Raw genomic sequence first — 25005 nt, 5'->3', positions numbered from 1 at the left:
GCCGTGACGAGCGCAGCGACCGGACGCCGGCGCCTGATGGGCGCCGGGCTCGGCGCGGTCGCGGCGGCCCTCGCCGGCTGCTCGGGCCGCTCCGGCCCGGTGCCCCGGCTGCGGCTGGCGACCGGCCCGCGGGGAGGCCCGTACCACGCCTTCGGACGGGCCCTCGCCCAGGCCGCCGGCGACGGCGGCGGCCGGCTGGAGATCCTCCCGCTCGCCACCGCGGCGAGCGTGGACAACCTACGCCGGCTGGACGAGGGCTCGGCCGACCTCGCGCTGTCCATGGCCGACGTGGCCGAGGACGCCGCCCTCGGGCGCGCACCCTTCACCCGGCGGGCCCCGGTGACGGCACTGGCCCGCGTCTACGTCAACTACACCCACCTGCTCGTCCCGGCCGCCGGACCGGTCCGCTCGCTCACCGACCTCGCCGGGCGCCCGGTCGCGGCCGGAGCCGACGGCTCGGGGGTGCAGGTCCTGGCCGGCCGCGTCCTGGGCGCCGCCGGGCTGAGCACCGGCCCGGCGCCGGCCGGGGAACGGCAGCTGGGCCTCGCCGAGTCGGCGGCCGCGCTGCGCTCCGGCGCGGTCGACGCCGCGTTCTGGTCCGGCGGCGTACCGACCCCGGCCCTGACCGCCCTGGCGGCCGAACTGCCGCTGCGCTTCCTGCCGTTGGACGGCTACGCGGACGCCCTGCGCGAGCGCTACGGCCCCGTGTACACGGCCGTCACCCTGCCCGTCGGGGCCTACGGGCTGACCGCGCCGGTCGGCACGATCGGCGTCGGCAACTATCTCCTGGCCCGTGAGGACGTGGCTGCGAGCGCCGCCGGTGAGCTGCTCCGGGTGCTCTTCGACCGCCGGCGCGACCTGCTGCGCGAGGTGACGGCGGGCGTACGGCTGGAGCCCCGCTTCGCGATCTCCACCGGTGCGGTGCCGCTCCACCCGGGCGCGGCCGCCTACTACCGCTCGGTGTACGGCTGAGCGCCCCCGGCGCAGGGCAGCCGCACGGTGAAGACCAGGCCCCGCGGAACGTTCGCGGCCACCTCCAGCCGCCCTCCGCTGACCCGGGCGATCTCCTCCGCGATGGCCAGCCCCAGCCCGCTTCCCGGCAGGTTCTGGTGCTCCGGGGAGCGGCCGAAACGCCGCATCAGCAGACCCAGTTGATCGGCCGGCACCCCCGGCCCGTCGTCGGCGACCCGTACGACGGCCACGCCGTCGGCGGGGCCCGTGACGCGTACCTCCACCCGGCCCCCGGACGGCACGAACTTCGCCGCGTTGTCGAGGAGCGCGTCCAGGATCCGCCCCGCCGCGTCGGGCAGGGCGCGTACCGGCAGCCGGTGGGGGAGGGGGCCCGCCGCCAGCGTCAGCCCGGCCGCCCGGAACACCGGCATCCACGCCTCCACCCGGCCCCCTACCGCCGCCGCCAGGTCCTGCTCCGCCGGCTCCGCCGCCCCCGACTCCACCCGCGCCAGCGCCAGCAGCCCGTCCAGCAGCTCCTCCAGCCGCTCCGCCTCGTCCAGCGCCCGGGCGTGCTCGGCGAGCCCGGGCCCCGGGCTGATGTGCGGTTCGACGTTCTCCAGCTGGAGCACCAGGGTGGCGAGCGGGTTGCGCAGCTGGTGGGAGGCGTCGGCGACGAAGTCCCGCTGGCGGCCCAGGGAGTCGGCGACGGCCTCCGCCATCCCGTTGAAGTGCCGCCGCAGGCTCCGCAGTTCCGGCGGCCCGGTGTCGGAGACGGCCCGGGCCTTCAGACTGCCGGCCGCCAGCCGCTCCACCGCCCGGTCCAGATCGAGGAGCGGCCGCATCAGCCAGCGCGAGATCCCCGACGCGACCAGCGCCGCGGCGGCGAAGGCAGCCGCCGCCCCGGCGGCGATCAGGGACCAGCGGACCGTCACGTCCCGGCGGGCGGCGGCCGTGGGCACGGCCATCAGCACCGCCCCGCTGACCCGCTCGTCCCGCCCCACCGGCTCGGCGAGCAGCACGCTCCGCGGACCCCAGGGCCGGACCGTCGGCAGCCGGTCGGTGGAACGCCCGGTGAGCGCACGCCGGCAGGCGTCCGCCGCCCCGGTCAGCGGCTCCCGCCCGGCGGACCCGTCCCCCGGGGCCCGCGCCACCGTCGCCCCCGCCGCGTCGACCACGACCACCGAAGCCCCGTACAGCTGGGCGTACCGGCCGATCTCGGCGGACAGCTCCGCCCGGTCGGCCTCGCTGCCCGTGCGGTCGGCGAGGTCGGCGAACCGCACGGCCTCCGAACGCCGCTGGAGCAGCAGATGTTCGGTCCGGCCCCGAGCGTAGGCGTCGGCCAGCGGCACGCACAGCAGCTGGGCGGCGGCTCCCATGAGCACCATCAGCACCGCGAGCAGCCTGCGCCTCACGGGCCCTCGTCCCGCTCCCCGGAGGCGGCCGGGCCCGCGCCGCCGCCGAGCCGGTAGCCGAACCCGCGCACCGTGCGCACCAGGCCCGGCCGGCCCGTCTTGGCGCGGATCCCCGCCACGTGCACGTCGAGGGAGCGGGAGGTGCCGAGGAAGGCGTCGCCCCAGATCCGGTCGAGGATCTCCTCCCGCGCGTGCACCTCGTCCGGGCGGGCGGCCAGATGGGCCAGCACATCGAACTCCCGGCGCGTCAGCCGGATTTCGCGCCCGGCCACGGTCACCGTCCGCCGGGCCGTGTCCACCTCGACGTCCCCCGCCCGCACGATCCGGCCGGCGCCGTCCGGGTGGCGGGGGTGCGGCCCGGTCCGCCGGCGGACGGTGTCGATGCGGGCCATCAGCTCCGCCATCCGGAACGGCTTGACCACGTAGTCGTCGGCGCCCGCCCGCAGCCCCTGCACGATGTCGCGCTCCTCGCAGCGGGCCGTCACCACGATCACCGGCGCGTCGCAGACGGTCCGCAGCCGCCGGAGCAGTTCCAGCCCGTCGAGGTCGGGCAGACCCAGGTCGAGCAGCACGAACTCGGCCTCCCGCACGTACCGCAGGGCGTCCAGCGCCCGGGCCGCCCGGCGGACGGTGTGCCCCCGCTGGGCGAGGGCGGTGCCCAGGGCCCGGGCCATCCGGTCGTCGTCCTCGACGAGCAGCGCGTGCACCGCACCTCCCCGCACCCCGTGTACCGCCCGCCCGGCCCCGGCCGAGCCGCCCGGAAGCCTATCGCGCCGCCCCGGCGGCCGCCGTCGGAGCCTTCCCCGCCTCCCCGGCCCCTTCCTCCTCGGCGCGGCTGAGGGCCGCGTTGCGGGTGTCCGGCATCAGGACGTACGTCACCAGCGAGACGAGGGCGCAGCCGGACACGTACCAGAAGAACGCCTTCTCGTGCCCGGCGTCCTTGAACCACAGGGCCACGTACTCCGCCGTGCCGCCGAACAGCGCGTTGGCGACCGCGTACGGCAGTGCCACGCCCAGCGCCCGGACCCGGGTGGGGAACAGCTCGGCTTTCACCGCCGCGTTGATGGAGGTGTAGCCGGTGACGATCACCAGGGCCAGCAGGGACAGGCCGAGCGCGGACCAGTACGAGGACGCCGACCCGAGCGCCGTCATGATCGGGTAGGTGCCGACGGTGCAGCCCACCGCGAAGGTGATGAGCAGGGGGCGCCGGCCGATCCGGTCGGACAGCATCCCGGCGAAGGGCTGGAGCACGGCGAAGACGGTCAGGGCGGTGAAACTCACCAGTGTGGCGGTGTTCTTGTTCATGCCCGCGCTGGTGACCAGGTACTTGGTGAGGTAGGTGGTGTAGGTGTAGTACGCGACGGTGCCGCCGAGGGTGAGCGCCATGACCAGCCCGGCCTGACGCCGGTGCTCCCACAGGGCCTTGAGCGAGCCCCGCGCACTGTCGTCGTGGGCGCCGGCCTCCTTGAAGGCGTCGGTCTCCTCGAGGCGCCGGCGCAGCCAGAACACCACGAGCGCGAACACGGCTCCGAGGACGAAGGGGATCCTCCACCCCCAGCTGCCGAGCTGCTGCTTGGTGAGGGTGTGCTGCAACGTGATCAGGATGCCCAGGCCGAGGAGTTGCCCGCAGGTCATCGACACGTACTGGAACGACGAGCCCAGCCCGCGCCGGTTACGGGCCGAGGCTTCGGTGAGGTAGGTGGCGCTGGCCGCGTACTCGCCGCCGATGCTCAGCCCCTGGAGCAGCCGGGCCAGGAGCAGCACGACGGCGCCGAACGGGCCGGCCTGGCCGTAGGTGGGGGCGACTGCGATCAGCAGGGCGGCCACCGACATCATGGTGACGGTCAGGGTGAGGGCGCTCTTCCGGCCGTGCCGGTCGGCGGCCCGCCCCAGGATCCACCCGCCGACGGGGCGCATCAGGAACCCGACGGCGAAGATGCCGGCCGTGTTCATCAGCTTGGCGGTCTGGTTGCTGCCGGGGAAGAAGGAGTCGGCGAAGTAGAGGGCGAAGCTGGCGTAGACGAACCAGTCGTACCACTCCACGAGGTTGCCGAGCGAGCCTCCGACGAGGGCGAGACGCCGCCGGCGGCGCTCGTCCCCGGACGGAGTACCGGACGCGGTACGTGAGGCGGTACCGGGCGGCGGACCTGACGGCGAGCCCGGCGGGACGGCGGACGCGGACATGGCGGCTCCAGAGGAAAGTCCCTGATGGGAAGGGGCGGCACCCCGGATGCGGGGGAGTGCCCAGAGTGGATCCGCCGTCGCGGTCGGACAAGCCCCGCCGCCCAGATCTAACGTCCCGCTAAGAAAGCCGCGTACACCCGCGCCCGGGGGCGGCCGCGTGGCGATCAGCGGGGGCCGGTGGCAGGCTGGTACGGGAAGCCACAGCGCTGGGGCGCCTCCACACCCGCCGGGACACATCCGATGTCCGGCTGCCCACAGGAGACCCCGTGAGAAGAGCCGCTTCACCGACCCGTATCGCCCTGAGCCTGGCGACGGCGGGCTGCCTCGCCGTCACCCTCGTACCGGCCACGGCCGTACCCGCTTCGGCCGCGTACTGCGACCCCGCCGCCTCCGCCCGCTCGCCGGGCGACGGCGCCGACGCGGCCCGGCTCGCCGTCGCCTGCCTCATCAACGCCGAGCGCACCCAGCGCGGGCTCCAGCCGCTGACCAGCAACCCCTCGCTGACGACAGCCGCCCAGCAGCACACGGCGGCCGCCGTGCAGCTGAAGTGGTGGGGGCCCGGCAAGGACGCCCACACCAACCCGCGGACCGGTTCGACCCCGCAGAGCCGCATCAAGGCCGCAGGCTACTGCCCCAACCCCCGTTCCTGGGCGGTCGCCGAGATCGCCTACACCGGCTGGGGCGGCGCGGCGGGCTCGCCGAAGGCCGCCGTCACCTGGTGGATGCACAGCCCGGGCCACCGCCGCGTCATCCTGGACGGCTCGCTGCGCGAGTACGGCAGCTGGGCCCAGGCGGGCGCGGCCGACCCGGCCGGAGCCGGCGCGAACGGGTCCGGTACGTACGTGGTGACCTTCGGGCGCTGCCAGCAGTGAGGGATCAGTGAGGGATGGCGCGCACCCCCGCCCAGCGGGTGCGCACGTCCTCCGGATGGGGAAAGCTGGACATGGCGCCGACAGTGGAGCCGAATGGCGAGGAGAGGCTCGTGGACGCTTCAGGTGAGGTACGGGCAGACGCACGGGCCCGCACGGCCCGGCTGCGCGGACGGAAGGCCGGCCTGGTGTGCGCCGTGGCCGCGCTGGCGGCGATGGCCGCGCCCGCGTCGGCCCAGGCCCCCGCGGACCCCTATCCGGTCGTGGTCGTGGACTGCTTCTCCGCGGCCCAGGTACGGCCCGAGGAGTACATCCTGGCCTGCGGCGACGGCAACAACCGCCTCGTCGACTTGCACTGGCGCACCTGGGGCGCGGGCACGGCTGTCGCCACCGGCACCGACATGGTCAACGACTGCCGCCCGGACTGCGCCTCGGGCCGGTTCCGGCCCTACCCCGTGACGGTCACCCTGAGCGCGCCGAGGCCCTGGCCCACCCATGCCGGGGTCCAGCGCTTCACCGTGATCCGGCTGCTGTACAAGGACGCCGCCCCGGAGCCCGTGCACAAGGACGTCACCTACAAGCTCGTCTACTGACCGAGGAGCTTCTCGCGGAACAGGCCGAGGACGGTGTCCAGCGCCTCCCGCGTGGGCTCGCCGGGCTCGTCGACGAGGTGCTCCGTCAGCACGGAGTGCGCGGGCAGCGGGCTCTGCGGATCGGCCGCCCCGTCCTCCAGTTCCACAGCGACGAACGCGTCCCCGAGCTCCCGGCGCAGGAACGCGAACCGGTCAGCGGGCACCAGGCGGTCCCCCTTGAACCGCAGCCCCAGCACCTGGAGCCCCTCGCGCTCGCAGCGCCCGCGCACCACCGCCAGCTCCCGGGGGCTGATGTCGATCGAGCCCGCCCGGCCGGCGGTGCACGGCAGGGGGAGCGAAGGCTGGGAGAGCACCGGGGCGAGCATCCGCTCGTCGGTGGCCATGGCCAGGGCGAAGCCGCCGGTCAGGCACATCCCGACGGCCCCGACCCCGGGCCCGCCGCAGCGCTCGTGCTCGGCGGCGGCCAGCGCCCGCAGCCAGCCCACCACGCGCGAGCTGCGGCCGGTCGCCAGGAGCGTGAACTCCCGGCTCACGCAGACCTGCCACATGGTCGAGGCCATGACCCGGGCGGTGTTCGGCCAGCCGCCGGTGGCCGGGTCCGCGTCCCGTCCGGGCGTGCCGAAGAGCACCGGGAGCACGGCCGTGCAGCCGGTGTCCGCCACCTGCTCCGCGAACCGCAGGACCTTGGGGGTGATCCCGGGGACCTCGGCCATGACGATCACCGCCGGGCCCGTGCCCCGGCGCAGCACCCGGCGGGTGGTGCCGCCGTGGGTGAAGGTGCTCTTGGTGAATCCGGTCAGATCGTGGTCCGCCACGGACCTCCCCTTCCGTCGAACCTCGTGGACGGCCCTCAAGTTACCGATACGTAGCACCGGTTGGCCATGGCCCTGTGACCCCGGGGTGGCGGGGGTCGGTCAGTGCCCGGAGCCGCCGCTGGCGAGCGCCCACTCGCGGTGCAGGGAGCCCAGTGGGATACGGCGTTCCAGGACGGGCGTGCCGAACAGGGACAGCTGGAGGTGCAGTTGGCCGCTGAGGTCGAAGCCTCCGTACAGGGCCCAGGCGCCGCTCACGGAGGTGGCGCCGTCGCTGGACGCGGACGCCTTGGCGTCGGCCTCGCCGCGCAGGTAGGGGGCGAAGTCGGCGCCGACGCCGACGGCCCCGTACAGCCCGACGGCCGCCTCGGCGCCGAGGGCGCCCTTGACCCGTCCGGAGGCGGTGACGGTGGCCTTCACCGGGGTGCTGTGCACGGCGGAGGTGCTGACCGGGGTCCAGCCCTTGCCCGTCGCGTAGCTGCCGCCGACGCGGAAGTCGCCCTTGACCTCCTGCTGGACGTCGAGGGTGACCCGGCCGTCGGCCTCCACCTGGATGTACGTCGTCAGGTCGAGGTCGACCACGACCGGGACGGGGCCGACCTGGATGACGGGCGCGCTGTGCAGCTTGGCGAACGGGATGCGCCGGGGAGCGCCGGTGCTCGCGGCGGCCCGGCCCTTGAGGGCCCACTGCGAGGACCAGTCCCCGCTCATGCCGAGGAAGGCCGCGCTGGGGGCCGAGCCGGGCTTGGTCCCCGTGTAGGAGAACTCCACCTGCGGGGCGAGCTGGACGAACCCGGAGACCGAGGCGCCGGCCGAGGCGGGGGCGTCCTTGGCGGTGTCGATGGCCGCGTCCACGTCGAGCCGCAGGCTGCCCAGGGGCAGCGTGGCGCCCCGCGGGCCGAAGCGGGCGCCCTCGCCCTTGGCCCAGGAGAAGGTGACCCCCTTCATCAGGGGTTCGACGGTCATGGCGGACGGGTCGACCTTGACCTTGCCGTCGGCCTGGGCCGCGCCCAGGGCGGCGGACAGGGTGGTGGGGGCGGTCTTCACCTCGGTGCCGCGGTCGGTCGTGCCGACCACCTCGGTGACCTGCGCGAGGAGGCCGTCGGGGGCGCCGGGTGCGGGGGCGCTGGCGATGACGTCGCCGACGGCGACCGGCTTGGCGGGGGCGGGGGAGTGGTCGGAGGGGGGGTTCTGGCCGCCCTTGGGGGGCTGGGCGGCCGTGGCTATGACGGCCCGCCGGCTGTTCTTGTCGTAGGAGGCGACCCGCAGCGAGGACTTCTCCGGCCGCCCGTCGCCGGTGGCCGTGCGGGCCAGGGGCGTCGGGTCGGCGGGGCCCTGGGGCGCCGCGGCCACGTCGAGGTGCTGGGAGGTGTCCGCGGCCGGGGCGCCGGGGGCGGCCGCGGGGCCGGCGGAGCCGGTGTGCGCCGGGGAGGAGCAGCCGGCGGTGGCGAGCGCCAGCGTGGTCAGGCCGGGGAGCAGGAGACGTTGGGCAAACGTGCGCACGAAGGAGGAACCATTCGGTGAATGAGGGGAATGGAGCGCGTTACCGAGAAGTAACGTGAGGGTTGATCATGACATGGGCGGACCGGTGCGGTCATCTCCGGTTCCGGCCAACTCGCGTGCGCCACAGGGAGGTTGAACGTTAAAGCGGAGCCCCCAGGCGGGCTCAGGCGATGCCGACGGTGTAGGCGGCGCGGTAGCCGCCGCCCTCGGCCACGGGAGCCAGCGTCATCGTGCCGGCGGCGGCCCGGTACCGGTCGTCGTGCGCGTTGGGGCTCCGCGGTGCCTTGCGGCGGGTGTACGGCTCGCGGGCGTAGACCTCCCGCAGGAAGTCCTCGGGGAAGAAGAACTGGGAGGTGGTCTCGGAGCGGGAGTCGGGGCGTACCTTGAAGTGGATGTGCGGCGCGAGCCCCGCGTACCAGCCGGGAACGATCGTCCGGAACACGCACCGCCCGGCGCCGTCGGTCACCTGCACCCCGCGCAGGAAGGTGTCCCGCCCCTCCGAGTAGACCCCGGCGGCATCGGCCTGCCAGATGTCCACGGCGGCACCGGCCAGGGGACGGCAGCCGGCCGACGCCCGCACCACCGTCAGCTCCAGCCGCAGCGGTACGCCCGCACGTCCGTCGGTGACGTCCGAACGGGTCCGGCCCGGGCCGGAGTAGTTCGGGCCCGCACCCGCCTTCACGGCGAGGACGCAACCGGGCGTGGGCCCGCCCGGCGGCGCGGCCGCCGGGCGGCCGCAGCCGGCGGCCAGTGCGGCGACGGAGAGCGACCCGGCCGCCAGCAGGAGGGAGCGGCGGCTGCCGGGGGAGGTGCCGTTGTCGGTCATCCGAACCTCTCACGTGCTGCGCCCGGGCCGCCGACCGGGACGACGGCCCACCGCAGCCCACCGTGCCGCACCCCGCCGCCGGGCCCCACGACCGACATACCGCCGACCGGGCGTCACGGGCCCCGCACGGCGCACCCTGCCTCCGCGCCGAGGTCGCCGGTCCACCGAGAACGCGCGTCCGTGAGCCGGCCGCGCCGCTCGGACGGGAGACGGGCGCGGCCGGACCGGGGAGGCGGACCGGGGAGGTCAGCCCTCGTGGGCGGAGAGGACCTCCTCGCGCAGCTGCTCCAGGACGCGGGCCGCCTCGGGCAGGCCGCGCTGCTCACAGCGGGCCGCCCCCGCCGCGAGGCGCTGCGCCGCGAGGCCGGTGCGGTCCAGGCCGTTCGCCTCGATCAGCGCCGCGACGCGGACCGCTTCGGCGCGGGCCTCCTCGCCGTGCTCCCCGCCCCCTTCGTGCGCGGCGACCGACGCCTCGGCCTCGGCCAGCGCCTCGGTGAAGCGTCCGGCGTCCGCGAGGACCAGGGCGCGCCGGTAGCGGATGCTGCCCTCCTCGAACCAGGGGGTGAAGTCCTCGGCTTCCTCCGGTACCGCCGCGCGCACCGCGTCGGCGTCCGCGAGGTGGGCCAGCGAGGCGTCCACCCCCTCCGCGCCCCGGGCCGCCTGGTTCAGGCGGGCGAACTCGCGCATCATCTGCGTGATCACCGCGGGGCTCGGGGCCTGCGCGTGCGTGGCGAGGGCGCGGTCGTACGCCGCCCGGGCCGCGTCCCAGCGGTCGGCCGCCGCGAGCGCGACGGCCGCCTCCGACGCCACCGAGGTGAGCACCGCCTCGCCCTCGCCGCCCCAGTCACCGGCGGAGTCGGCCAGCCGCAGGAACTCCTCGGCGGCCGCCAGGTGTTCCTCCAGCTCGCGCAGCCCCCGCGCCAGGCTCAGCCGGCCCTGCGCCAGCACGCGCGGATCGAGGGAGTCCGCGGTGCGCTCGGCGACCACCGACTCCAGGACGGCGACGGCCTCCGCCGTCCGGCCGGTGCGCCGGAGCAGGTCCGCGAGCTGGAGCCGGACGTCGGCCGCCTGATCGTGGTCGCCGGCCCGGTCGAAGCGGTCCGCGGCCTCGGAGAAGTGCCGTACGGCACCGGTCGCGTCACCGGTGTGCGTGGCGGCGTGCCCGAGCATCGCGTAGGCGGGCGCGAGGGGGAAGGCCGCGTCGTCGTGGCGGACGGTGAGGGAGATCGCCTGGTGCAGCAGCTCCACGGCCTCCTCGTGCCGGCCCTGGCCGAGCAGGAGCTGGGCGAGCACCGCCCGGGGCCGGCTGCCCTTCCAGGGACGCTCCGGCGCGCCCGCGTCCAGCTCCTCCAGCACCGCCCGCAGCTCCTGCTCGGCGCGGTCCGTCTCCCCGAGGCGCAGGACGAAGTTGGCGCTGAACTCCAGCGCGTTGGCCGCCTGGTGCGGTACGGCCAGGCGCTCCGCCTCGGTGCGCAGGGCCCCGGCCGCCGCCTCGAACCTCTCGCGGGCGGCCGCCGAGGGCTCCGGGTGCTCCGCCATGGCCGCGTGGAACGCGCCGTACGCCCGGGCGTAGAGCACCGTCAGGTACCGCCGGGCGGCGATGCTCCCCGGCCCGGTGCCGGTGACGGCGGCGTCGGTCCCGGGGACGTCGTAGGCGGCGTCGGCGTCCGCGCCCGAGGCGAGCAGCTCGTCCGCCTCCCGCACGAACCCCTCCAGCCCCTCCCACACCGCGTCACGCCCGGCGCCGTCCGCGGACCCGTCCGCGGGCGCGTTCCCGGCGCCGGCCTCCGGCTCCGGCTCGCTGCCGGGTTCCGACGTCCAGGCCAGTGCCATCGAGCGGGACGCGAGGGCGTCCCAGGTCATGCCGGCCCGCTCGAACAGGCCGGCGGCCTCCCGCATCAGCGTGACGGCCTCGCCGTCGCGGTCCTGGACCCGCAGGTCGAAGGCGCGCTGCTGGGCGAGCTCGGCGCGCAGCCGGCCCTCCGGTCCGAGCCGCTCCTCGTGCGCGTACCCGTCGGCGTCCGCCGCCTCGGCGATCCGCTTCCACAGCGCCGCGTCCCCCGGGTGGCCCAGCGCGTCCAGCCGGCGCGCCTCCCGCACCAGAGCGACGAAGTCCCCCGGGACCTCCCGTACTCCGGCAGCGGGGACGGCAGCACCGGCCGGGCGCGCGGCGGTGACCGCCGTACGCAGCCCCAGCGGCAGCGGCTGGTCCAGCAGCGGCGCCCGCTCCAGCCGCTCCCGGCGCCGGTCACCCACCGCCGACGTGCCGTTGCGCGCGTCGAAGGCGGCGGCCAGCGCCTCCCCTTCGGCCCGTACGGTGGCCAGCAGCTCCCCGGCCGTCCAGTTGCGCCCCGGCGGGCCGGCCACCGGAGCCTGCGCGTGCCCGTCCGCCACGAGCCGGGCCAGCAGCACCTCGGCACCCGTGAGGAACCCGAGGCGGTCCAGCGGGGCGCCGGTCGCCTCGAACAGCGGCCGGTTCTCGGCCAGGACCTCCAGGCCGCGCCCCTCGTTGCGGGTCAGCGCGCAGAACTCCAGGTGCAGACCCACCTCCTGCTGCATCCCCGTCCTGCCGCGCACCGCGCGGTACCCGGCCAGGTGGTGGGCCCGGGCCTCGTCGGTCCGGCCCAGCCGCACCAGCGGCAGCAGGGCCCGGGCCCGGCTCGACTGCGGTTCCTCCGAACACGTCGAGGCACCGCTGAGCACCGGCTCCCACAGCTCCAGCGCCGCCGCGTCCTGCCCCGACGCCACCCGGTGCAGCGCGTGGTGGCGGGTCTCGCACGCCTCGCAGTCGCTCAGCCGGGTCCGTGGCCGCGTGGCCCACAGGTCGTACGCGTCCTCGACCCCGCTGCCGGTGTGCGCGGCGACGTGGTAGCGCATCGCCGCCACCGGCTGCACACCGAGCCCGTCCGCCTCGTACCGCTCCCGCATCCGCCCGGTCCATCCCTCGACCACGGCCAGGGGAACCTCGGGCACCTGGAGCAGCGAGGTCGTCACCCACTTGAACCGCCACAGGACCTGGTGCGCCTCGTACTCGCTGAACGCGCCCGGCGCGTCCTCCCACAGCTTCAGCAGCCGGGCGAAGACCACCGGTGCCTTGCGGTGCTCGCCGGTGAACTCGTACGCCGCCATCAGCTCCATCAGCGCCGTGACCAGCACCTCCGGCTTCTCGAACGGCTCTGCCGCCTCCACCAGTTCCTCGGCGGTGACGGTGCGCTGCATCCCGTGCGGGCGGTCGTGGTTCTCACGCAGCGCCTCGAACACGGCCTCCGGGGTGTCGAGCATCTACGGTTCCTTCCGGGAGTCGGAGCCGGACGCGTCGCCGCCCCGGCCCCCGTGCATGGCATGGGTGAGCAGGCCGATGAAGGCCCGGTTGAGCAGGGCGCTCTCGCTCGCCTTGAGCGGACGGCGGCTCAGCAGCAGCGCCTGTCCGTACAGGGACTCGGCGGCGGCGACGGCCAGCCCGCGCTCCTCGATCGTGACGGCCTGGCGCACCAGCGGGTTGAGGTGGTTCAGCACCAGCTGGGCGCGCGGGGTCTCACTGCGCAGCGAGCCCAGGATGTCGGCCCACAGGCCGTCGCTGTCGGCGGCCAGCGAGGACCGGGTCCGCTCATGGCGGGCCTCCCGGTTGTCCAGCAGCAGCGCGGGAGCCGTCACCGGCTGGAAGTCGCGCAGGACCACATCGCAGTCCTGGGCGGCGACCACCTCCCGGGCGATGCCCAGGAACGCCGCCGCGCGGATCTCCGCCGACGGCTCCACGGCGTCCAGGTGCGCGGTGACCGTGGCCGGGTCCAGGTCCGTCACCGCCGTGCCCGGCCGGATCTCGGGCAGCCGGTGCACGAGGTCCCGGTCGTAGGTGTAGCCGCCGTTGACGACCCCGAGGCCGGCCGCGGAGGCGATCGGCGCGACCTGCCGGAACTCCTCCACGCTGCGCGTGACGAGGACCGTGGGGTGGCTCCGGGCGAACTCCTCCAGGGTGACGTTGCCGTCCGTGGTCTCGAACGGAAGCCACGGCAGCACGATGCGCAGCAGCTCGTCGTCGTAGCGGGCGAGCGCCTTCACCGCCAGGTGGTGCACCTCGATGAACCGGTGCAGCAGCGCCGGATCGCTCGCCGCGATCCCGGTGAGCCAGTCCCGGATCCGTACGCCCAGCGCGTCCCGGACCGCCGACAGCGTGCCGTCCTCGTACAGCGCCTCGCGGGAGGCGGTCGGGCGCAGGCTGGTCGTGTCGATGACGCAGCGCACGAAGAACGCCCACTCGGGCAGCAGCTCCGTCGCCCGGTCCGTCAGGAGCATCCCCTTCAGGTGCACCCGGTGGCCCGCGCGCTGAGCCGGGCTCAGCGCGGTCGGCAGGACGTACGCGACACCGCGCAGCCCGGCCGCCGGCAGGTCGAGCTCGATCGTGTCGAGCGGCGCGAAGTCGAAGACCTCACGGCAGTACCCGGCCAGAGCCTCACGGCGGGCCAGCGGCGAGCGGTGCTCCCGCTCCCACGGCGGCGGCGCGTCGATCCGCACGCTCGCGCCGTCCGGCCCGGTGACGGTGACCTCGTACGGGAGCAGGCTGCCGTAGTGCCGGGCCAGCTCGACGACCCGGGCGGGGCCCGTCCACTCGGCGTTGCCGGCGCGCGGGCTCAGCCGGACCGTGGTGCCCGGCTCCGCCACCGTGCCGGCGGGCAGCGTACGGATGGTGTAGCGGCCGTCGGAGTGGCCGCGCCACTCGACGGCGGGCGCGGCGGGGTCACCGGCGTGCCGGCTCACCACGGTGATCTCGTCGGCGACGACGAAACAGGCGAGCAGACCGATGCCGAACTGCCCGATGAAGTCACCGCGCGCCTCGTCGAGTCCGGCGCCGTCCAGGCCGCCGTCCGTGGTCCGCTTGGAGCTGCGGCCGATGGTGGCGAGGAAGCGGTGCACGTCGGCCTCGGTCAGGCCGATACCGGTGTCGGTGATGGTGAGCCCGTCCCCGGTGCGCACGGTGATGGTGGCGGGGGCGGACGGGTCGGCCGCGCGGCGGGCCGTGATGGCGTCCACCGCGTTCTGCAGGAGCTCGCGCAGGTAGACGCGCGGGCTGGAGTAGAGGTGGTGGGAGAGCAGGTCCACCAGGCCGCGCAGGTCGACCTGGAAGGTGTGGGCGGACTCGGAGTGGGGCACCGTGGAGGATCTTTCGGTAGACGCGCCGGTACGGCGTCCGGATGTGCCGTACGGCGGGAAGGGGGGTTCGGGCGGCGGTCAGGCGCCGACGGACGAGCGGTGCCGGCGGTAGGCCAGGACCGGGTCGGCGGAGTTGACGTACTGCCAGGGGAACTCGGTGACGGTGTCCGGCGCCGCCTCGAAACAGCGGCGGGCCAGCTGCGTCTCACCGGCGAGCGAGGCGGCCAGGGCGAAGCTGTTGCACGCCTGGGCCCAGCCCTGGCCCCGTTCGGCCCCAGGGTGCAGGACGGACCGCTCGGCGGCCTCCCGCAGCGAGGCGGCGGTCTCCTCGCGGCGCATGTACTGCCGGCCCGGCCCCTCGCCGAGGCGGAGCCACTGCTCGATGTGCGCGATCGCGACGAGCTGTCCCAGCAGGCTGCCCTCGGGCGCGGCGAGCATGGAGGAGCGGGCGAAGGAGTGCATCTCCTCGTGCGAGCCGCCCCATTTCTCGCAGACCTGCTGGAGGTGCTGCTGGTGGACCCGCAGATGGTGCGGGGCCCGCCGTGCGGCCGCCTCGAACCGCCGCCGCGCCAGGACCGGCCCGACCTCCAGTCCGCGCCCGCTGACCTGGAGGAAGTGCCAGGGCGAGAGCCAGGAGGGTTCGAGCTCCGCGGCCCGGTACAGCCAGGTCTCGGCCTGACGCAGCCGCTCGTGGAACACCTCGAACTGTTCGCGCGAGACGTGTTTCGCCAGCGCCCCGGTGCGGGCCTCCCAGCCCCATCTGACCCAGCGCGCACCGGCGACCAGCAGGGGCAGCGCCGAATCCGGCTCCGCCGCGACGGCGTCCTGGATCCACCGCTCCACTCCGGCGGTGTCACCGACCGCCCACAGCAGCCAGGTGCGGTCCTCGCTCTCGGGATGCGCCGCGAGCCCCTCGCGGACCTGGGCCCAGTCCGCCGCCTGCGCGGCCTCCCGGATCCGCGTCACCGCGGGATCGCCGTAGTCCCGCTCCAGCCGCTCGGCGTTCCTGCCCACCCATCGCTTCAGCGACAGCCCCGCCCCCCGGAGCAACGCCATGACCCACCTCTGGTTCCGCACGTGTTGTGGCAGGGGACGTCCGTGGACCGCCCCCGTGGAAGTAGTGAGTATCGACGGCGCCCCGCCGATCGCACAACTGTTTCCCTCGTCTCCCTGTCGAGCGCTCAGCTCCCGCTGCCGAAGCCCCATGAGGCGATGTCGCGGTAGTGGAGGGGACCGGGGCCGCGCCCGAAGTTGCTGCCCACCAGGTGCAGGCGCCCGGCGTGCCAGGAGCGGCCGCGGAAGGCGGCGAGGCCGGCGGCGGCCTCCGGCACGCTGGCCGTGTCGCCCCGGCGGGCGCGCGCCAGCGTCAGGTGGGGGCGCAACGGCCGTCCCTCGTAGGGGATTCCGCACTCCTGGACGAGGGAGCGCACCTCGGCGGCCAGCAGGTGCAGCCCGTCGAGCTCCCCGTCGATCCCGGTCCACAGCACCCGCTCGTCGAAGTGCCCCCCGCCGCGCAGCGCCAGCCGCAGGGGCCTGCGTATCGCGGCGAGTCCGCAGAGCGGCCCGCGCAGCCGGGGCACGGCGGCGACCGGGAGCTCGCCGAGGAAGGCCAGGGTGATGTGCCAGTCCTCGATCCGGTTCCACCGCATCCGCGGGTACGCCGCGTAGGCGGGCAGCAGCTCCCGCTCCAGCTCCTCTTTCGCGTCGTCGGGCGGGGCGAGGGCGATGAACACGCGGACGGTCGCACGGTGGGTCTGATGGGTCACAGGGGACTTCGTACCGTGCGACGGCCGCGAGAACCAGTCGGCGGCCGGGCCGGCGCCGTCCGGGCGGTGCCCGGCGTGGCAGAATCACCGCACGTGAGCGAACGAGCGGAACGCATCACGCCGTGTCAGGTCCGGCGGCGCTGCCGGGAGGTGTCATGACCGCGCGCCCGGTGCTGATCGTCGACGCGGCGAACGTCGTCGGCTCCGTCCCCGACGGCTGGTGGCGCGACCGCAAGGGCGCCGCCGAGCGGCTGCGCGACCGGCTCGCGGCGCGGGAGGGTGGTGAGGAGGTCATCCTCGTCGTCGAGGGGGCCGCCCGTGGGGTGGAGTCCGTGCCCGGGGTACGGGTGGAGTCCGCGCCCGGCAGCGGGGACGACCTCATCGTGCGGCTCGCCGCCGCCCATGCCGACCGCCCCTGCATGGTCGTCACCGCGGACGGCGCACTGCGCGAGCGCGTCCAGGCGTACGGGGCCACCTGCGCGGGCCCCCGGACGGTGCGACCCGCTTAGGCGCGGGCCCGCTCAGGCGTGGGCCGTCGTACGGCGCCGCCCGCAGAGGCGCGGCCCGCTCAGGCGCCGTCCGGCGGCTGCGCCGCCAGGCCGTCCAGGATGAGCCGCAGGCCGAGTTCGAAGCCGCGGTCGTCCAGGGCGGGGAGGCCGCCCGGCCTCCCGCGCGTCGATTCGAGGGCGTCGGCCAGGGCCGGGTACCCGGGCCGGTAGTCGCCCGGGGCGCGGGTGAAGCCCGCCGTGAAGGTCTCCAGGGCGGAGCCGAGTACCAGGTAGTCGAGGGCGGCGGCGGCCTCGGCGGCCCCGGCGGGCGTGCAGCCCGCCCGGACCAGGGCGCTCAGCAGGGCGTCGTAGCTGAGCAGGGCCCGTCCGGCCTCGACCCGGCGGCGGGCCACCAGCGCGATCATGTGCGGATGCTGGAGGTACACCCCGCGGTAGCCGCGGGCGTACTCGGCGATGCCCCGGCGCCAGTCGGGATCCTGGAGCGGCCCGAGGTCGATCTCCTCGTTGAGAAGCTCCGACGCCGCGTCGAGCAGGTCGTCCTTCGAGGCCACGTGGTGGTAGAGGGAGGCGCCCCGCACCCCGAGCCGGTCGGCCAGCGAGCGCATCTTCAACGCGTCCGGGCCCTCCTCGTTGAGCAGTTCCAGTGCGGCGCGCGCGATGATCGCGCGGCTCAGCAGCGGCTGGCTCGGTCGGCCCACGGCGGCACTCCCCCTCGTTCGGCGCCAGGTTACCCGTCGGCAGGTCTTCCCAAGAGGCCGAGGGCGCGTTAACGTCCCCGCAACCCAGTTACCTAACCCGGTTAGTTTTAGCTTCGGGGAGCGCGGCGCGGCTTGCCGGACGGCTCCCCCTGCCCTCTGAGGTGTCACGTGTCACAACCCTCCACCGGCGGCAGACCCGCCACCGCCACCCTTCCGGACGGCGACGGCGACGCCGCCCGGCTGAGCGAACTCGGCTACCGGCAGGAACTCCGCCGCAGCCTCGGGGTCCTCGGCAACATCGCCATGGGCTTCGCCGTGGTCTCGCCCGTGGTCGCGCTCTACGCGGTCTCGATGGTCGGCACGACCATCGCCGGGCCCGCCTGGGTGTGGGCGCTGCCCGTCGTCCTGCTCGGCCAGTGCCTCGTCGTCAACGTCTACTCCGAGCTGGCCTCCCAGTGGCCGCTCGCCGGCGGCCCCTACCAGTGGGGGCGCCGCCTGCTCGGCCCCTCCTACGGCTGGATGAGCGGCTGGGTCTGGCAGTTCGCCGTCATGTTCGGCAACACGACCGTCGCCTACCTGGCCGCGCCCTGGGTCTTCGCCCTGATCGGGGTCACCCCCTCACCGGGGGCCATGGTGGCGGTGTCCGCGGCCGTCCTGCTGGCCTGTACGGCGGTCAACGCCTTCGGCATCAGGATCCTCAGCCTCTTCGTGTCGCTCGGTATCGCCGCCGAGGCGGTGGCCTCGGTCCTGGTCGGCTTCAGCCTGCTGCTGTTCTTCCGCAAGCACGGCTTCTCCCTCTTCACCGAGACCCTCGGAGCCGAGCAGCTGTCGGGCGGCTCCACGGTGGCGGCCTTCCTGGCCGTCCTCGCCGTCGCGGGCTGGGGGTTCATCGGCTTCGACGCCTGCGTGTCCACGGCGGAGGAGACCAAGGACGCCGGGCGCCAGGTACCGCGTGCCATGTGGTGGGCGCTCCTCAGCGTCGGCACCGTGGTCATCCTCAACGCCATGGCGGTGGCCCTGGCCCATCCCGACCCGGCGGCGGTCGTCGCCGGCCGGGACCTCGACCCGGTGACCACCGCCGTGGTCACCTCCTTCGGCTCCTGGTCCGACAAGCCGTTCGTCCTCGTCGTCCTGATCGGATTCCTCGCCTGCGCCATGGCCTCCCAGGGCGGCGCGGCCCGCGGCGTCTACTCGCTGGCCCGCGACGGGGTCTTCCCCTTCTCCCGCCAGGTGCGGAAGGTCAACCGGCGTCAGGCCCCGATCGGCGGCCTGCTGGCCTCGACGGCGGTCAGCTGCTCCGCCCTGCTGCTCGGCCTGAACGCCACCGCCATCGGCAGCCTGATCGCCTTCGGTACGGCCGCCACCTTCCTGCCGTTCTTCCTGGTCTCGCTGGCCGCGCTCCTCGCCCGGCTGCGCGGCGGCTGGGTGCCGTCCGGGCATGTCCGCCTGGGCCGCACCGGGACCTTCCTCAACGTGCTCGCCGTGCTGTGGACGGCCTTCGAGGTGGTCAACGTCTGCTGGCCGCGGCCGGTCCTCGCCCCGCCCGGCGCCCCCTGGTACCAGGTCTGGGCCGGACTCCTGGGCATCGGCGCCGTGATCACGGCCGGCCTGCTCTACCTGCTGGTCCGGCGCCCCCAGGAGAAGCTCCGCGCCCTGGAGGCCGGGCCCTCCTGACCCGGGCGCTCACCCGCCCCGCACCTCTCTCCCACCCACCCACCACATCAGGAGCTATGTCATGAACCTGCCATCGATGACCCGGCGGGGCTTCGGCGCCGCCGCGCTCTCCGCCACCGCCGCCACCCTCCTCGGCGGCCGCGCCCTCGCCGCCGCGGGCGCCGACGAGAAGTACACGGCGCCCGCCGAGTGGGAGGACCACTCCTGCTGCGTCATGTCCTGGCCCTGGGACCGCACGGACGGCTGGGGCTCCCTGCTGGCCGACGTACAGGGCGAGATCGCGGGCATCGCCCGGACCATCGCCCGCTCCGAGCCGGTCCTGATGTTCGCCGAGCCCGGGCACACCGCCGAGGCCCGCGCGCAGTGCGGCCCCACCGTCACCGTCGTCGAGTACCCCGTCAACGACTGCTGGACGCGGGACACCGGGCCCATATTCGCCCTCGACGCCGCGAAGAGCCGCAGCATCGGCCTCGACTTCGGCTTCAACGGCTGGGGCGGCAAGTACCCGTACGACAAGGACGACCTGCTGCCGGTCGGCGTCTGCGACCACCTCGGCGTGCCGCGACGCGACGTCCCCATGGTCCTCGAAGGAGGGTCCGTCATCACCGACGGCCAGGGCACCCTGATCACCACGGAGGAGTGCCTGCTCAACCCCAACCGCAACCCCACGATGACCCGCGCCCAGATCGAGTCCACCCTGCTGGCCGCCTATGGTGCGACGAAGCTGATCTGGCTCCCGTACGGTCTGGCGAACGACACGATCACCAACGGCCACATCGACCTCGTCGCCGCCTACCTCGGCCCCGCCCGGCTCCTCCTGCACACCCAGCCCGACACCGCCAGCCCCAACCACGCGCGGATGGCCGCCAACAAGGCGGTCCTGGCAGCCGCCACCGACGCCTGCGGACGCCCCTTCACGCTGGTGGAGATGGAATACCAGCCGCACTTCCGCCAGAACGGCCTCCTGGTCGAGACCTTCAGCTACACGAACTACTACCTGACGGCCGCCCAGGTGGTCGTCCCGCTCTCCGGGGAACCGGCCGACACCGCGGCCCTCGCCCAGCTCCGTACGCTCTTCCCCGGCCGCGAGGTCGTCGGCACCCCCGCCCGGATCCTGGCCTGGGGCGGCGGCGGGGTCCACTGCGTCACCCAGCACGTGCCGCGCACGCGCTGACCGGGGCGGGCGGGGCCGGGCGTCAGCGGGGGCCGTTCCCGAAGAAGCCGTCGGCGCCGAAGGCCAGAGCGGCGAAGCGTTCGGCGATGCGACGGTGCGTGGCGGCGTCCGGGTGGAGGGCGTCGGGCAGCGGGAGGTCGGCGGCGTCGGCCCCGCCGTAGAGCTCGCGGCCGTCGAGGTGGTGGAGGTGCGGGTCCTCGGCGGCGCGCTGCTCCACGATCCTCGCCAGCTCCGCCCGGATGACGGTGAGCGTCAGCTGCCCGGCGGCCACCCCCGCCGGGTCTCCCGCGGCACGGAACCGCAGCTTCCCCTCGGCGAGCGCCTCGGTGTCGAAGGCCGTCGGCCCGGGGGTGTCCTCGTGGAGGGGGCACAGGAGCGGCGAGACGACCAGCAGCGGCGTGTCCGGGTGCCCCTCGCGGACCGTGTCGAGGAAGCCGTGGACGGCGGGCGTGAAGGCGCGCAGCCGCATGAGGTCGGTGTTGACCAGGTTGATGCCCAGCTTGAGGCTGATCAGGTCGGCCGGGGCGTCGCGCAGGGCGCGGGCCGTGAACGGGTCCAGCAGTGCGCTGCCGCCCAGGCCCAGGTTGACCAGCTCCACCCCGCCGAGGGAGGCGGCGAGCGCCGGCCAGGTGCCGGTGGGGTGCGTGGCACCGGAGCCCTGGCTGATCGAACTGCCGTGGTGGAGCCACACCCGGCGGCCTCGGTCCGGCGCGGGGCTGACGGGGGCGTCGGTGCGCAGCGCGACGAGCTGCGCCGTCTCGTCGTGCGGCAGCCAGAGCTCCACGTCCTTCATCCGGCCGGGCAGGCCGGTGAAGCGCAGGGTGACCGGCTGCCCGGTCCGGTGCGCGACGGAGCCCGTGGCCGGATCGACGGTCAGGGTGTCGCCGCCCGCCGCGGTCGCCCGCGCGGCCGGGCGGCCGTCGACGAGGAGCTCGTAGACCCCGTCGGGCCGGGCCGGCGCTCCCGTGTAGAGGCGCTTGACGGGCAGGGTGTCCAGCTCGACGACGGTGGCCTCGGTGCGGAAGGCCAGCCGTACGCCGGAGGGCTGGGACTCGGCCATGGCCAGCTGGGCGTCGGTGTTCTGGGCCCGGGCCCGGGCGGGCAGCCGGTGCGGCAGCAGCCCGCGCCCGGTGTGCTCGGTGTCCAGGGCTCCGCGCAGGAGCTCCGCGGTGAGGGGGGTGGTGACGGGCGCGGCCGTACCGGGCGGGGTCATGCCGTCGCCCGGCCGCGCAGCAGGGTGTCGAGGGCGTCGAGGGTCCATGTCCAGCTCTCCTGGGAGTCGGGGGTGCTGTGGCTGAAGCCTCCGGCCAGCTCCAGGCTGACGTAGCCGTGGAAGACGCTGCCCAGGAGCCGGACGGCGTGCGTCTGGTCCGGGCCGGTCAGGTCGTAGCCGCGCAGGACCGCCCGCATCATCTCCGCGTGCCGGGGCCCGGCGCTGGCGGCCGCCTCCTGCGCGGTGAGCCGGAACCGGGAGGCGTCGTAGCGGCCGGGGTGCTCGTGGGCGTAGTCGCGGTAGACGTCGGCCAGGGCGGTCAGCGCGTCCCGGCCGGCGCGCCCGGCCAGGGCGGACGCGGCGCGGTCGGCGAGCTCCTCCAGGGCGAGTTGCGCGATCTTCGCCTTGAGGTCCCGGGAGTTGCGGACGTGGGAGTACAGGCTGGCGACCTTGACGTCGAACCGCCGCGCGAGCGCCGAGGCCGTCACGTGCTCGAAGCCGACCTCGTCGGCCAGCTCCGCCCCCGCCCGCACCAGGCGGTCCGTGGTCAGTCCGATACGCCCCATGGCTCTTCCCTCATGCCTTCGTGCCTACGGCTTCTGCCTGAGGCAATAATGCATTTGCCTAAAGCTTTTAGGCAACTTAGCGTGCTGCCCATGAAGCCACTGACCGAGCAAGAGATCCGCGCCGCCTTCATCAACTGCACCAAGGGCGAGGCCAAGCGCCTGTCCGTCCCCCGTGACCTGGCCGACCGTCCCTGGGAGGACCTGGACTACCTCGGCTGGCGCGACCCGCAGTCCCCGGGCCGCGCCTACCTGGTGACCCAGATCGACGGCCGCACCCAGGCCCTCGTCCTGCGCCGCCCCGCCCAGAGCTCGGGCCAGATGCGGCGCAGCATGTGCTCGGTGTGCCTGACCACCCATGACGGCGGCGTGTCCCTGATGGTCGCGCCGAAGGCCGGCAAGGCCGGGCAGGAGGGCAACTCCGTAGGCGCCTACATGTGCGACGACCTCGCCTGCTCCCTGTACGTACGCGGGAGGAAGGAACCGGGAACCCCGGGCGCGCGGCTCCACGAGAGCCTCACGGAGGAGGAGAAGGCCGGGCGGACCCTGGCGAACCTCGCCGCCTTCATCTCCAAGGTGACCGCCTGACCCACCCGGCCGGGCGGCTGTCAAGCCCCGAAGTGCAGGGGCATGACGGGAACCCCTGGCGCGCGGCTCAATGGGAGACACGGAGACGACGCCGCACCAGGCGCCCCCTCCGGCCCCCGCCCAGCCGCGCATCCCAGGAGAGCCCCATGAGCCGAATACCGCACGTCTCCCTCCTCGCCGCCGCCATGGAAGCCGGCGCTGTGCGCGTGGCTCCCGGAGCCTTCACCGCCTCCCGCACCCCCGGCTCCGGCAACACGGTCCTCCCGCCGAGCCCCCGCACGGGCAACGGCGAACCGGCGGCCGCCCGGGCCCGGCGGTAAGTGCCCGGAAGGCGCTGCCGAAGAGTCACGGGGATGCGCCGGCCCGGACGTCAGGGCCGGGGACATGGCGCCACCGGAATACCGGCTCGCCGCGGGCGTGGCGGGGAATCCGTCGCGACGCGGCCATTGATTGATCGGCCGTCCGGCAGCGATGGTGGTCACCGCACGCCGGATCCGGCCACCCGCTCCGGAAGTGCTCCCCCTCGCGACGGCGTCGCAGACCCGGGTCCCCGCCCGGCCCCCGGCCCGTCGCATCCGCCGTCGGAGAGGAGCAACGCGCATGTCCACCACCCCTGCACTGCCCCGAAGAAAGCCCGGGGCCAGCGGACGGACCTTCGAGGTGCAGGAGCCCGAGCCCGGCGCCCCGGACCGGTCCCTGCGCGCCCGCGCCACCGAGGGCTGGGAGCGGTTCATGCGACGCGCCGACGTCGACACCGGCCAGGAAGCCGGGGAGTGCCCTCCCGAAGGCCCCCGGCCGACCCCGCCGGCCTCGGAAGGAGCGGGGAAATCGGTTGCCCCGCGCTGAGGGGGTGGATGCAATGGCCGGCATGGGAGAGACAGACCAGCACGTCAGTACGCCACCGCCGGTCCGTGTCGGCGCCCTCGTCCCGCTGACCCGGCCCGGCTGGGCCGAAGCGGGCCGGCACCTGCTCGCCGGGCTCTAGCTGGCCGCCGACGAGGCCAACGCAGCCGGCGGGATCGCCGGGCGGCCCCTCGAACTGGTGGTCCGGGACACCGCCGCCGACCCGCGGCGCGCCGCCGCCGCGGTGGAGGAGCTGGCCGGGCTGGGCGTGGCCGCCTTGGCGGGGGAGTACCACAGCGTCGTCGCCCGCGTGGCCGCCGACCGGGCCGACGCCCTCGGCGTACCGTTCCTGTGCTCCTCGGCGGTGCTCGACGCGCTGACCGAGCGGCCGGCGCGGTGGGTGGCGCGCCTTCCCCCGCCGCAGTCCCGCGGCTGGCGCACCTATGCCGACTTCCTCCTCGGCGCGGGACACCGCCGCATCGCCGTCGCGGCCGGCCCGGGCGTCTACTGGGCGTCCGGGACGCGGATCCTGCGCGAGAGGCTCGCCCCGTACGGCGCCACGCTCGCCGCACTCGACATGGCCGCGCTGGGCCCCGAGGGGGTGTGCGAGGAGCTCCACGCCCGACGCGCGACCGCCCTCCTCCTCCTGGTCGGCCACCCGGAACCGGCGGTGCCGCTCGTCAGGGCCGTCCGCGGCGACCGGCGCCTGGCCGAGATCACGATCGGAGCGCCCGCCGGGCAGCCGGAGCTGGCCTCATGGGCGCGGCTGCTGGGCGAGGACGGCGCGGCGGTGCCGTTCCTGCGCTACCTGCCGGAGCGGCTCGGCCCGCTCGGCGCCCGCGTCCGGGAGGCCCTGCGCGGGCGGCTGGGCGAAGCGCCCTCCTTCGTCGCCTTCGAGGGCTACGACACCGTCACGGTCCTCGCCGAAGCACTGCGCTCCCACGGCGCGGACGACCGGGCGCGTACGGCCGCGGCCTGGCCGCACCTCAGCGTCGAGGGCACCCGGGGAACGATCCGGTTCTCCCGCACACCGCAGACCGGCGTCTGGCAGTGGGCCGGGGCACCGGTCCAGGTGGCCGACCGCGATCCGGCCGACCCCCGGAGCTTCCGGATCCTGCGCAACGGCGGTGCGGACGCGGACTAGCGGGCGGTGCCGGAGGGGGTGAGGGCGCGGATGGCCGTCTCCTGGGAGTAGGCCAGCAGGCCGATCGTGGTCGCGCTCATCACGAGGGCGAACAGCATGTGGCCCAGGGCGGAAGTGACCGCGAGGCCCACGGCGTTGAGGGCGAAATGGCTGCCCACCCGCAGGAGGACCAGGGCGATGGCGACCCTGCGGGTCTCCTTGCCGCGCCACAGCGCCTTGGCGAGCTTCAGACGCCTCTTCATCATCGTCAGGGACACCGTGATGTTCACGGCCAGCAGGACCAGCAGCACCGGCCAGACCGCCGGGAAGGCCCTGAGGATGTCGAAGGCGGCCGCGAGGACCCCCTCGAAGCCGAAGAACCAGAGCGGAAGCCGGTAGTCGGCCGGCGTCAGGGTTTCGGCGGCGACGGTTTCTCCGGCCGGTTCGGTCGTCTTCTTCTTCAGGACGTTCACGTGTTTCCCCCGTGGTCGTTTTCTTGATGGTCATCCTTCCCCGGAGGAGGAGGTGGACGGCAGAGCCCGGGATCACGTGTGCC

At 74.9% G+C, this 25005-nt stretch carries 23 protein-coding genes and 1 pseudogene; 10 read left to right on the top strand and 14 right to left on the bottom strand.

The features are described from left to right. The first annotated feature begins 3 nt into the window (after positions 1-3). Positions 4-972, top strand: a complete 969-nt coding sequence (locus ABZ716_RS14590) for a TAXI family TRAP transporter solute-binding subunit (protein WP_358959063.1) — start codon at positions 4-6, stop codon at positions 970-972. Here the strand turns inward: ABZ716_RS14590 and ABZ716_RS14585 are convergent. From ABZ716_RS14585 to ABZ716_RS14575, 3 genes are read right to left on the bottom strand one after another with little or no spacing between them, the layout of a single operon-like run. Then, entirely contained in the window at positions 951-2363 is a 1413-nt protein-coding gene (locus ABZ716_RS14585) for a HAMP domain-containing sensor histidine kinase (protein WP_358959061.1), read from the bottom strand. The two genes, ABZ716_RS14590 and ABZ716_RS14585, sit on opposite strands and share 22 nt — an antisense overlap. Further along, positions 2360-3070, bottom strand: a complete 711-nt coding sequence (locus tag ABZ716_RS14580) for a response regulator transcription factor (protein WP_358959059.1) — start codon at positions 3068-3070, stop codon at positions 2360-2362. The genes ABZ716_RS14585 and ABZ716_RS14580 overlap by 4 nt, the downstream gene beginning before the upstream one ends. Before the next feature lie 58 nt (positions 3071-3128). Next, positions 3129-4547: an MFS transporter gene (locus tag ABZ716_RS14575; RefSeq protein WP_358959056.1), complete on the bottom strand. Its 1419-nt coding sequence runs from the start codon at positions 4545-4547 to the stop codon at positions 3129-3131. A 266-nt stretch (positions 4548-4813) separates the two neighbouring features. Between ABZ716_RS14575 and ABZ716_RS14570 the strand changes: the two genes are divergently transcribed. After that, a complete protein-coding gene (locus ABZ716_RS14570; protein WP_358959054.1) occupies positions 4814-5419 on the top strand; it encodes a CAP domain-containing protein in 606 nt (201 codons plus the stop codon). Positions 5420-5529: 110 nt separating this feature from the next. Beyond that, positions 5530-6009 (top strand): hypothetical protein, encoded by a 480-nt coding sequence (locus ABZ716_RS14565; protein WP_358810758.1) that lies wholly within the window; start codon positions 5530-5532, stop codon positions 6007-6009. Here the strand turns inward: ABZ716_RS14565 and ABZ716_RS14560 are convergent. The 7 genes from ABZ716_RS14560 to thpR all read right to left on the bottom strand — a co-directional run bounded on the left by ABZ716_RS14560 (position 6003) and on the right by thpR (position 16064). Beyond that, the gene (locus ABZ716_RS14560; protein WP_358959051.1) at positions 6003-6824 is read right to left on the bottom strand and encodes a dienelactone hydrolase family protein; all 822 of its coding nucleotides are present in this window, start codon (positions 6822-6824) and stop codon (positions 6003-6005) included. The genes ABZ716_RS14565 and ABZ716_RS14560 overlap by 7 nt on opposite strands. 99 nt (positions 6825-6923) lie before the next feature. Continuing rightward, positions 6924-8324 (bottom strand): hypothetical protein, encoded by a 1401-nt coding sequence (locus ABZ716_RS14555; protein WP_358810760.1) that lies wholly within the window; start codon positions 8322-8324, stop codon positions 6924-6926. Between the two features lie 163 nt (positions 8325-8487). Continuing rightward, positions 8488-9150 (bottom strand): intradiol ring-cleavage dioxygenase, encoded by a 663-nt coding sequence (locus ABZ716_RS14550; RefSeq protein ID WP_358959049.1) that lies wholly within the window; start codon positions 9148-9150, stop codon positions 8488-8490. Positions 9151-9396: 246 nt separating this feature from the next. Continuing rightward, complete coding sequence (locus ABZ716_RS14545) at positions 9397-12432, bottom strand: tetratricopeptide repeat protein (protein WP_358959047.1); 3036 nt, start codon at positions 12430-12432, stop codon at positions 9397-9399. Then, positions 12433-14298, bottom strand: coding sequence for an HSP90 family protein (locus tag ABZ716_RS14540; RefSeq protein ID WP_351890682.1), 1866 nt, complete (start codon positions 14296-14298; stop codon positions 12433-12435). Positions 14299-14376: 78 nt separating this feature from the next. Then, complete coding sequence (locus ABZ716_RS14535; protein WP_358959045.1) at positions 14377-15354, bottom strand: hypothetical protein; 978 nt, start codon at positions 15352-15354, stop codon at positions 14377-14379. A gap of 125 nt (positions 15355-15479) precedes the next feature. Next, positions 15480-16064: an RNA 2',3'-cyclic phosphodiesterase gene (gene thpR, locus ABZ716_RS14530; protein ID WP_358810764.1), complete on the bottom strand. Its 585-nt coding sequence runs from the start codon at positions 16062-16064 to the stop codon at positions 15480-15482. A 155-nt stretch (positions 16065-16219) separates the two neighbouring features. Between thpR and ABZ716_RS14525 the strand changes: the two genes are divergently transcribed. Beyond that, the gene (locus tag ABZ716_RS14525; protein WP_358959042.1) at positions 16220-16573 is read left to right on the top strand and encodes an NTP pyrophosphohydrolase; all 354 of its coding nucleotides are present in this window, start codon (positions 16220-16222) and stop codon (positions 16571-16573) included. A 59-nt stretch (positions 16574-16632) separates the two neighbouring features. Here ABZ716_RS14525 and ABZ716_RS14520 read toward each other — a convergent pair whose 3' ends face one another. Continuing rightward, positions 16633-17271 carry a TetR/AcrR family transcriptional regulator C-terminal domain-containing protein gene (locus ABZ716_RS14520; protein ID WP_358959040.1) on the bottom strand — a complete coding sequence of 213 codons (639 nt, stop codon included), beginning with the start codon at positions 17269-17271 and terminating at the stop codon, positions 16633-16635. 168 nt (positions 17272-17439) lie between these two features. Between ABZ716_RS14520 and ABZ716_RS14515 the strand changes: the two genes are divergently transcribed. Beyond that, on the top strand, positions 17440-18945 hold the full coding sequence (locus ABZ716_RS14515; RefSeq protein WP_358959038.1) for an APC family permease: 1506 nt from the start codon (positions 17440-17442) through the stop codon (positions 18943-18945). Between the two features lie 61 nt (positions 18946-19006). Next, on the top strand, positions 19007-20119 hold the full coding sequence (locus tag ABZ716_RS14510; protein ID WP_358810768.1) for an agmatine deiminase family protein: 1113 nt from the start codon (positions 19007-19009) through the stop codon (positions 20117-20119). Positions 20120-20141: 22 nt separating this feature from the next. Here ABZ716_RS14510 and ABZ716_RS14505 read toward each other — a convergent pair whose 3' ends face one another. Both ABZ716_RS14505 and ABZ716_RS14500 read right to left on the bottom strand, forming a co-directional pair. Then, the gene (locus ABZ716_RS14505; RefSeq protein WP_358959035.1) at positions 20142-21332 is read right to left on the bottom strand and encodes a GDSL-type esterase/lipase family protein; all 1191 of its coding nucleotides are present in this window, start codon (positions 21330-21332) and stop codon (positions 20142-20144) included. Beyond that, positions 21329-21898, bottom strand: a complete 570-nt coding sequence (locus tag ABZ716_RS14500; RefSeq protein ID WP_358810770.1) for a TetR/AcrR family transcriptional regulator — start codon at positions 21896-21898, stop codon at positions 21329-21331. The genes ABZ716_RS14505 and ABZ716_RS14500 overlap by 4 nt, the downstream gene beginning before the upstream one ends. 90 nt (positions 21899-21988) lie before the next feature. On the opposite strand from ABZ716_RS14500, the gene ABZ716_RS14495 reads away from it, so the two are divergent. From ABZ716_RS14495 to ABZ716_RS14480, 4 genes and pseudogenes are all read left to right on the top strand, one after another. Beyond that, positions 21989-22483, top strand: a complete 495-nt coding sequence (locus tag ABZ716_RS14495; protein ID WP_358959033.1) for an FBP domain-containing protein — start codon at positions 21989-21991, stop codon at positions 22481-22483. Positions 22484-22629: 146 nt separating this feature from the next. Next, entirely contained in the window at positions 22630-22803 is a 174-nt protein-coding gene (locus tag ABZ716_RS14490) for a hypothetical protein (RefSeq protein WP_358810772.1), read from the top strand. 280 nt (positions 22804-23083) lie between these two features. After that, positions 23084-23329 (top strand): hypothetical protein, encoded by a 246-nt coding sequence (locus ABZ716_RS14485; protein ID WP_358810773.1) that lies wholly within the window; start codon positions 23084-23086, stop codon positions 23327-23329. A gap of 13 nt (positions 23330-23342) precedes the next feature. Further along, positions 23343-24470, top strand: a pseudogene (locus tag ABZ716_RS14480) (ABC transporter substrate-binding protein). Here the strand turns inward: ABZ716_RS14480 and ABZ716_RS14475 are convergent. Continuing rightward, entirely contained in the window at positions 24467-24922 is a 456-nt protein-coding gene (locus ABZ716_RS14475) for a hypothetical protein (RefSeq protein WP_358810775.1), read from the bottom strand. The pseudogene ABZ716_RS14480 and the gene ABZ716_RS14475 sit on opposite strands and share 4 nt — an antisense overlap. Positions 24923-25005 lie beyond the last annotated feature (83 nt).

Source organism: Streptomyces sp. NPDC006687 (assembly GCF_040636215.1).
Taxonomy (GTDB): Bacteria; Actinomycetota; Actinomycetes; order Streptomycetales; family Streptomycetaceae; genus Streptomyces.
Note: the sequence above shows the minus strand (reverse complement) of the source record. Positions and strands in the feature narration are given on the sequence as shown.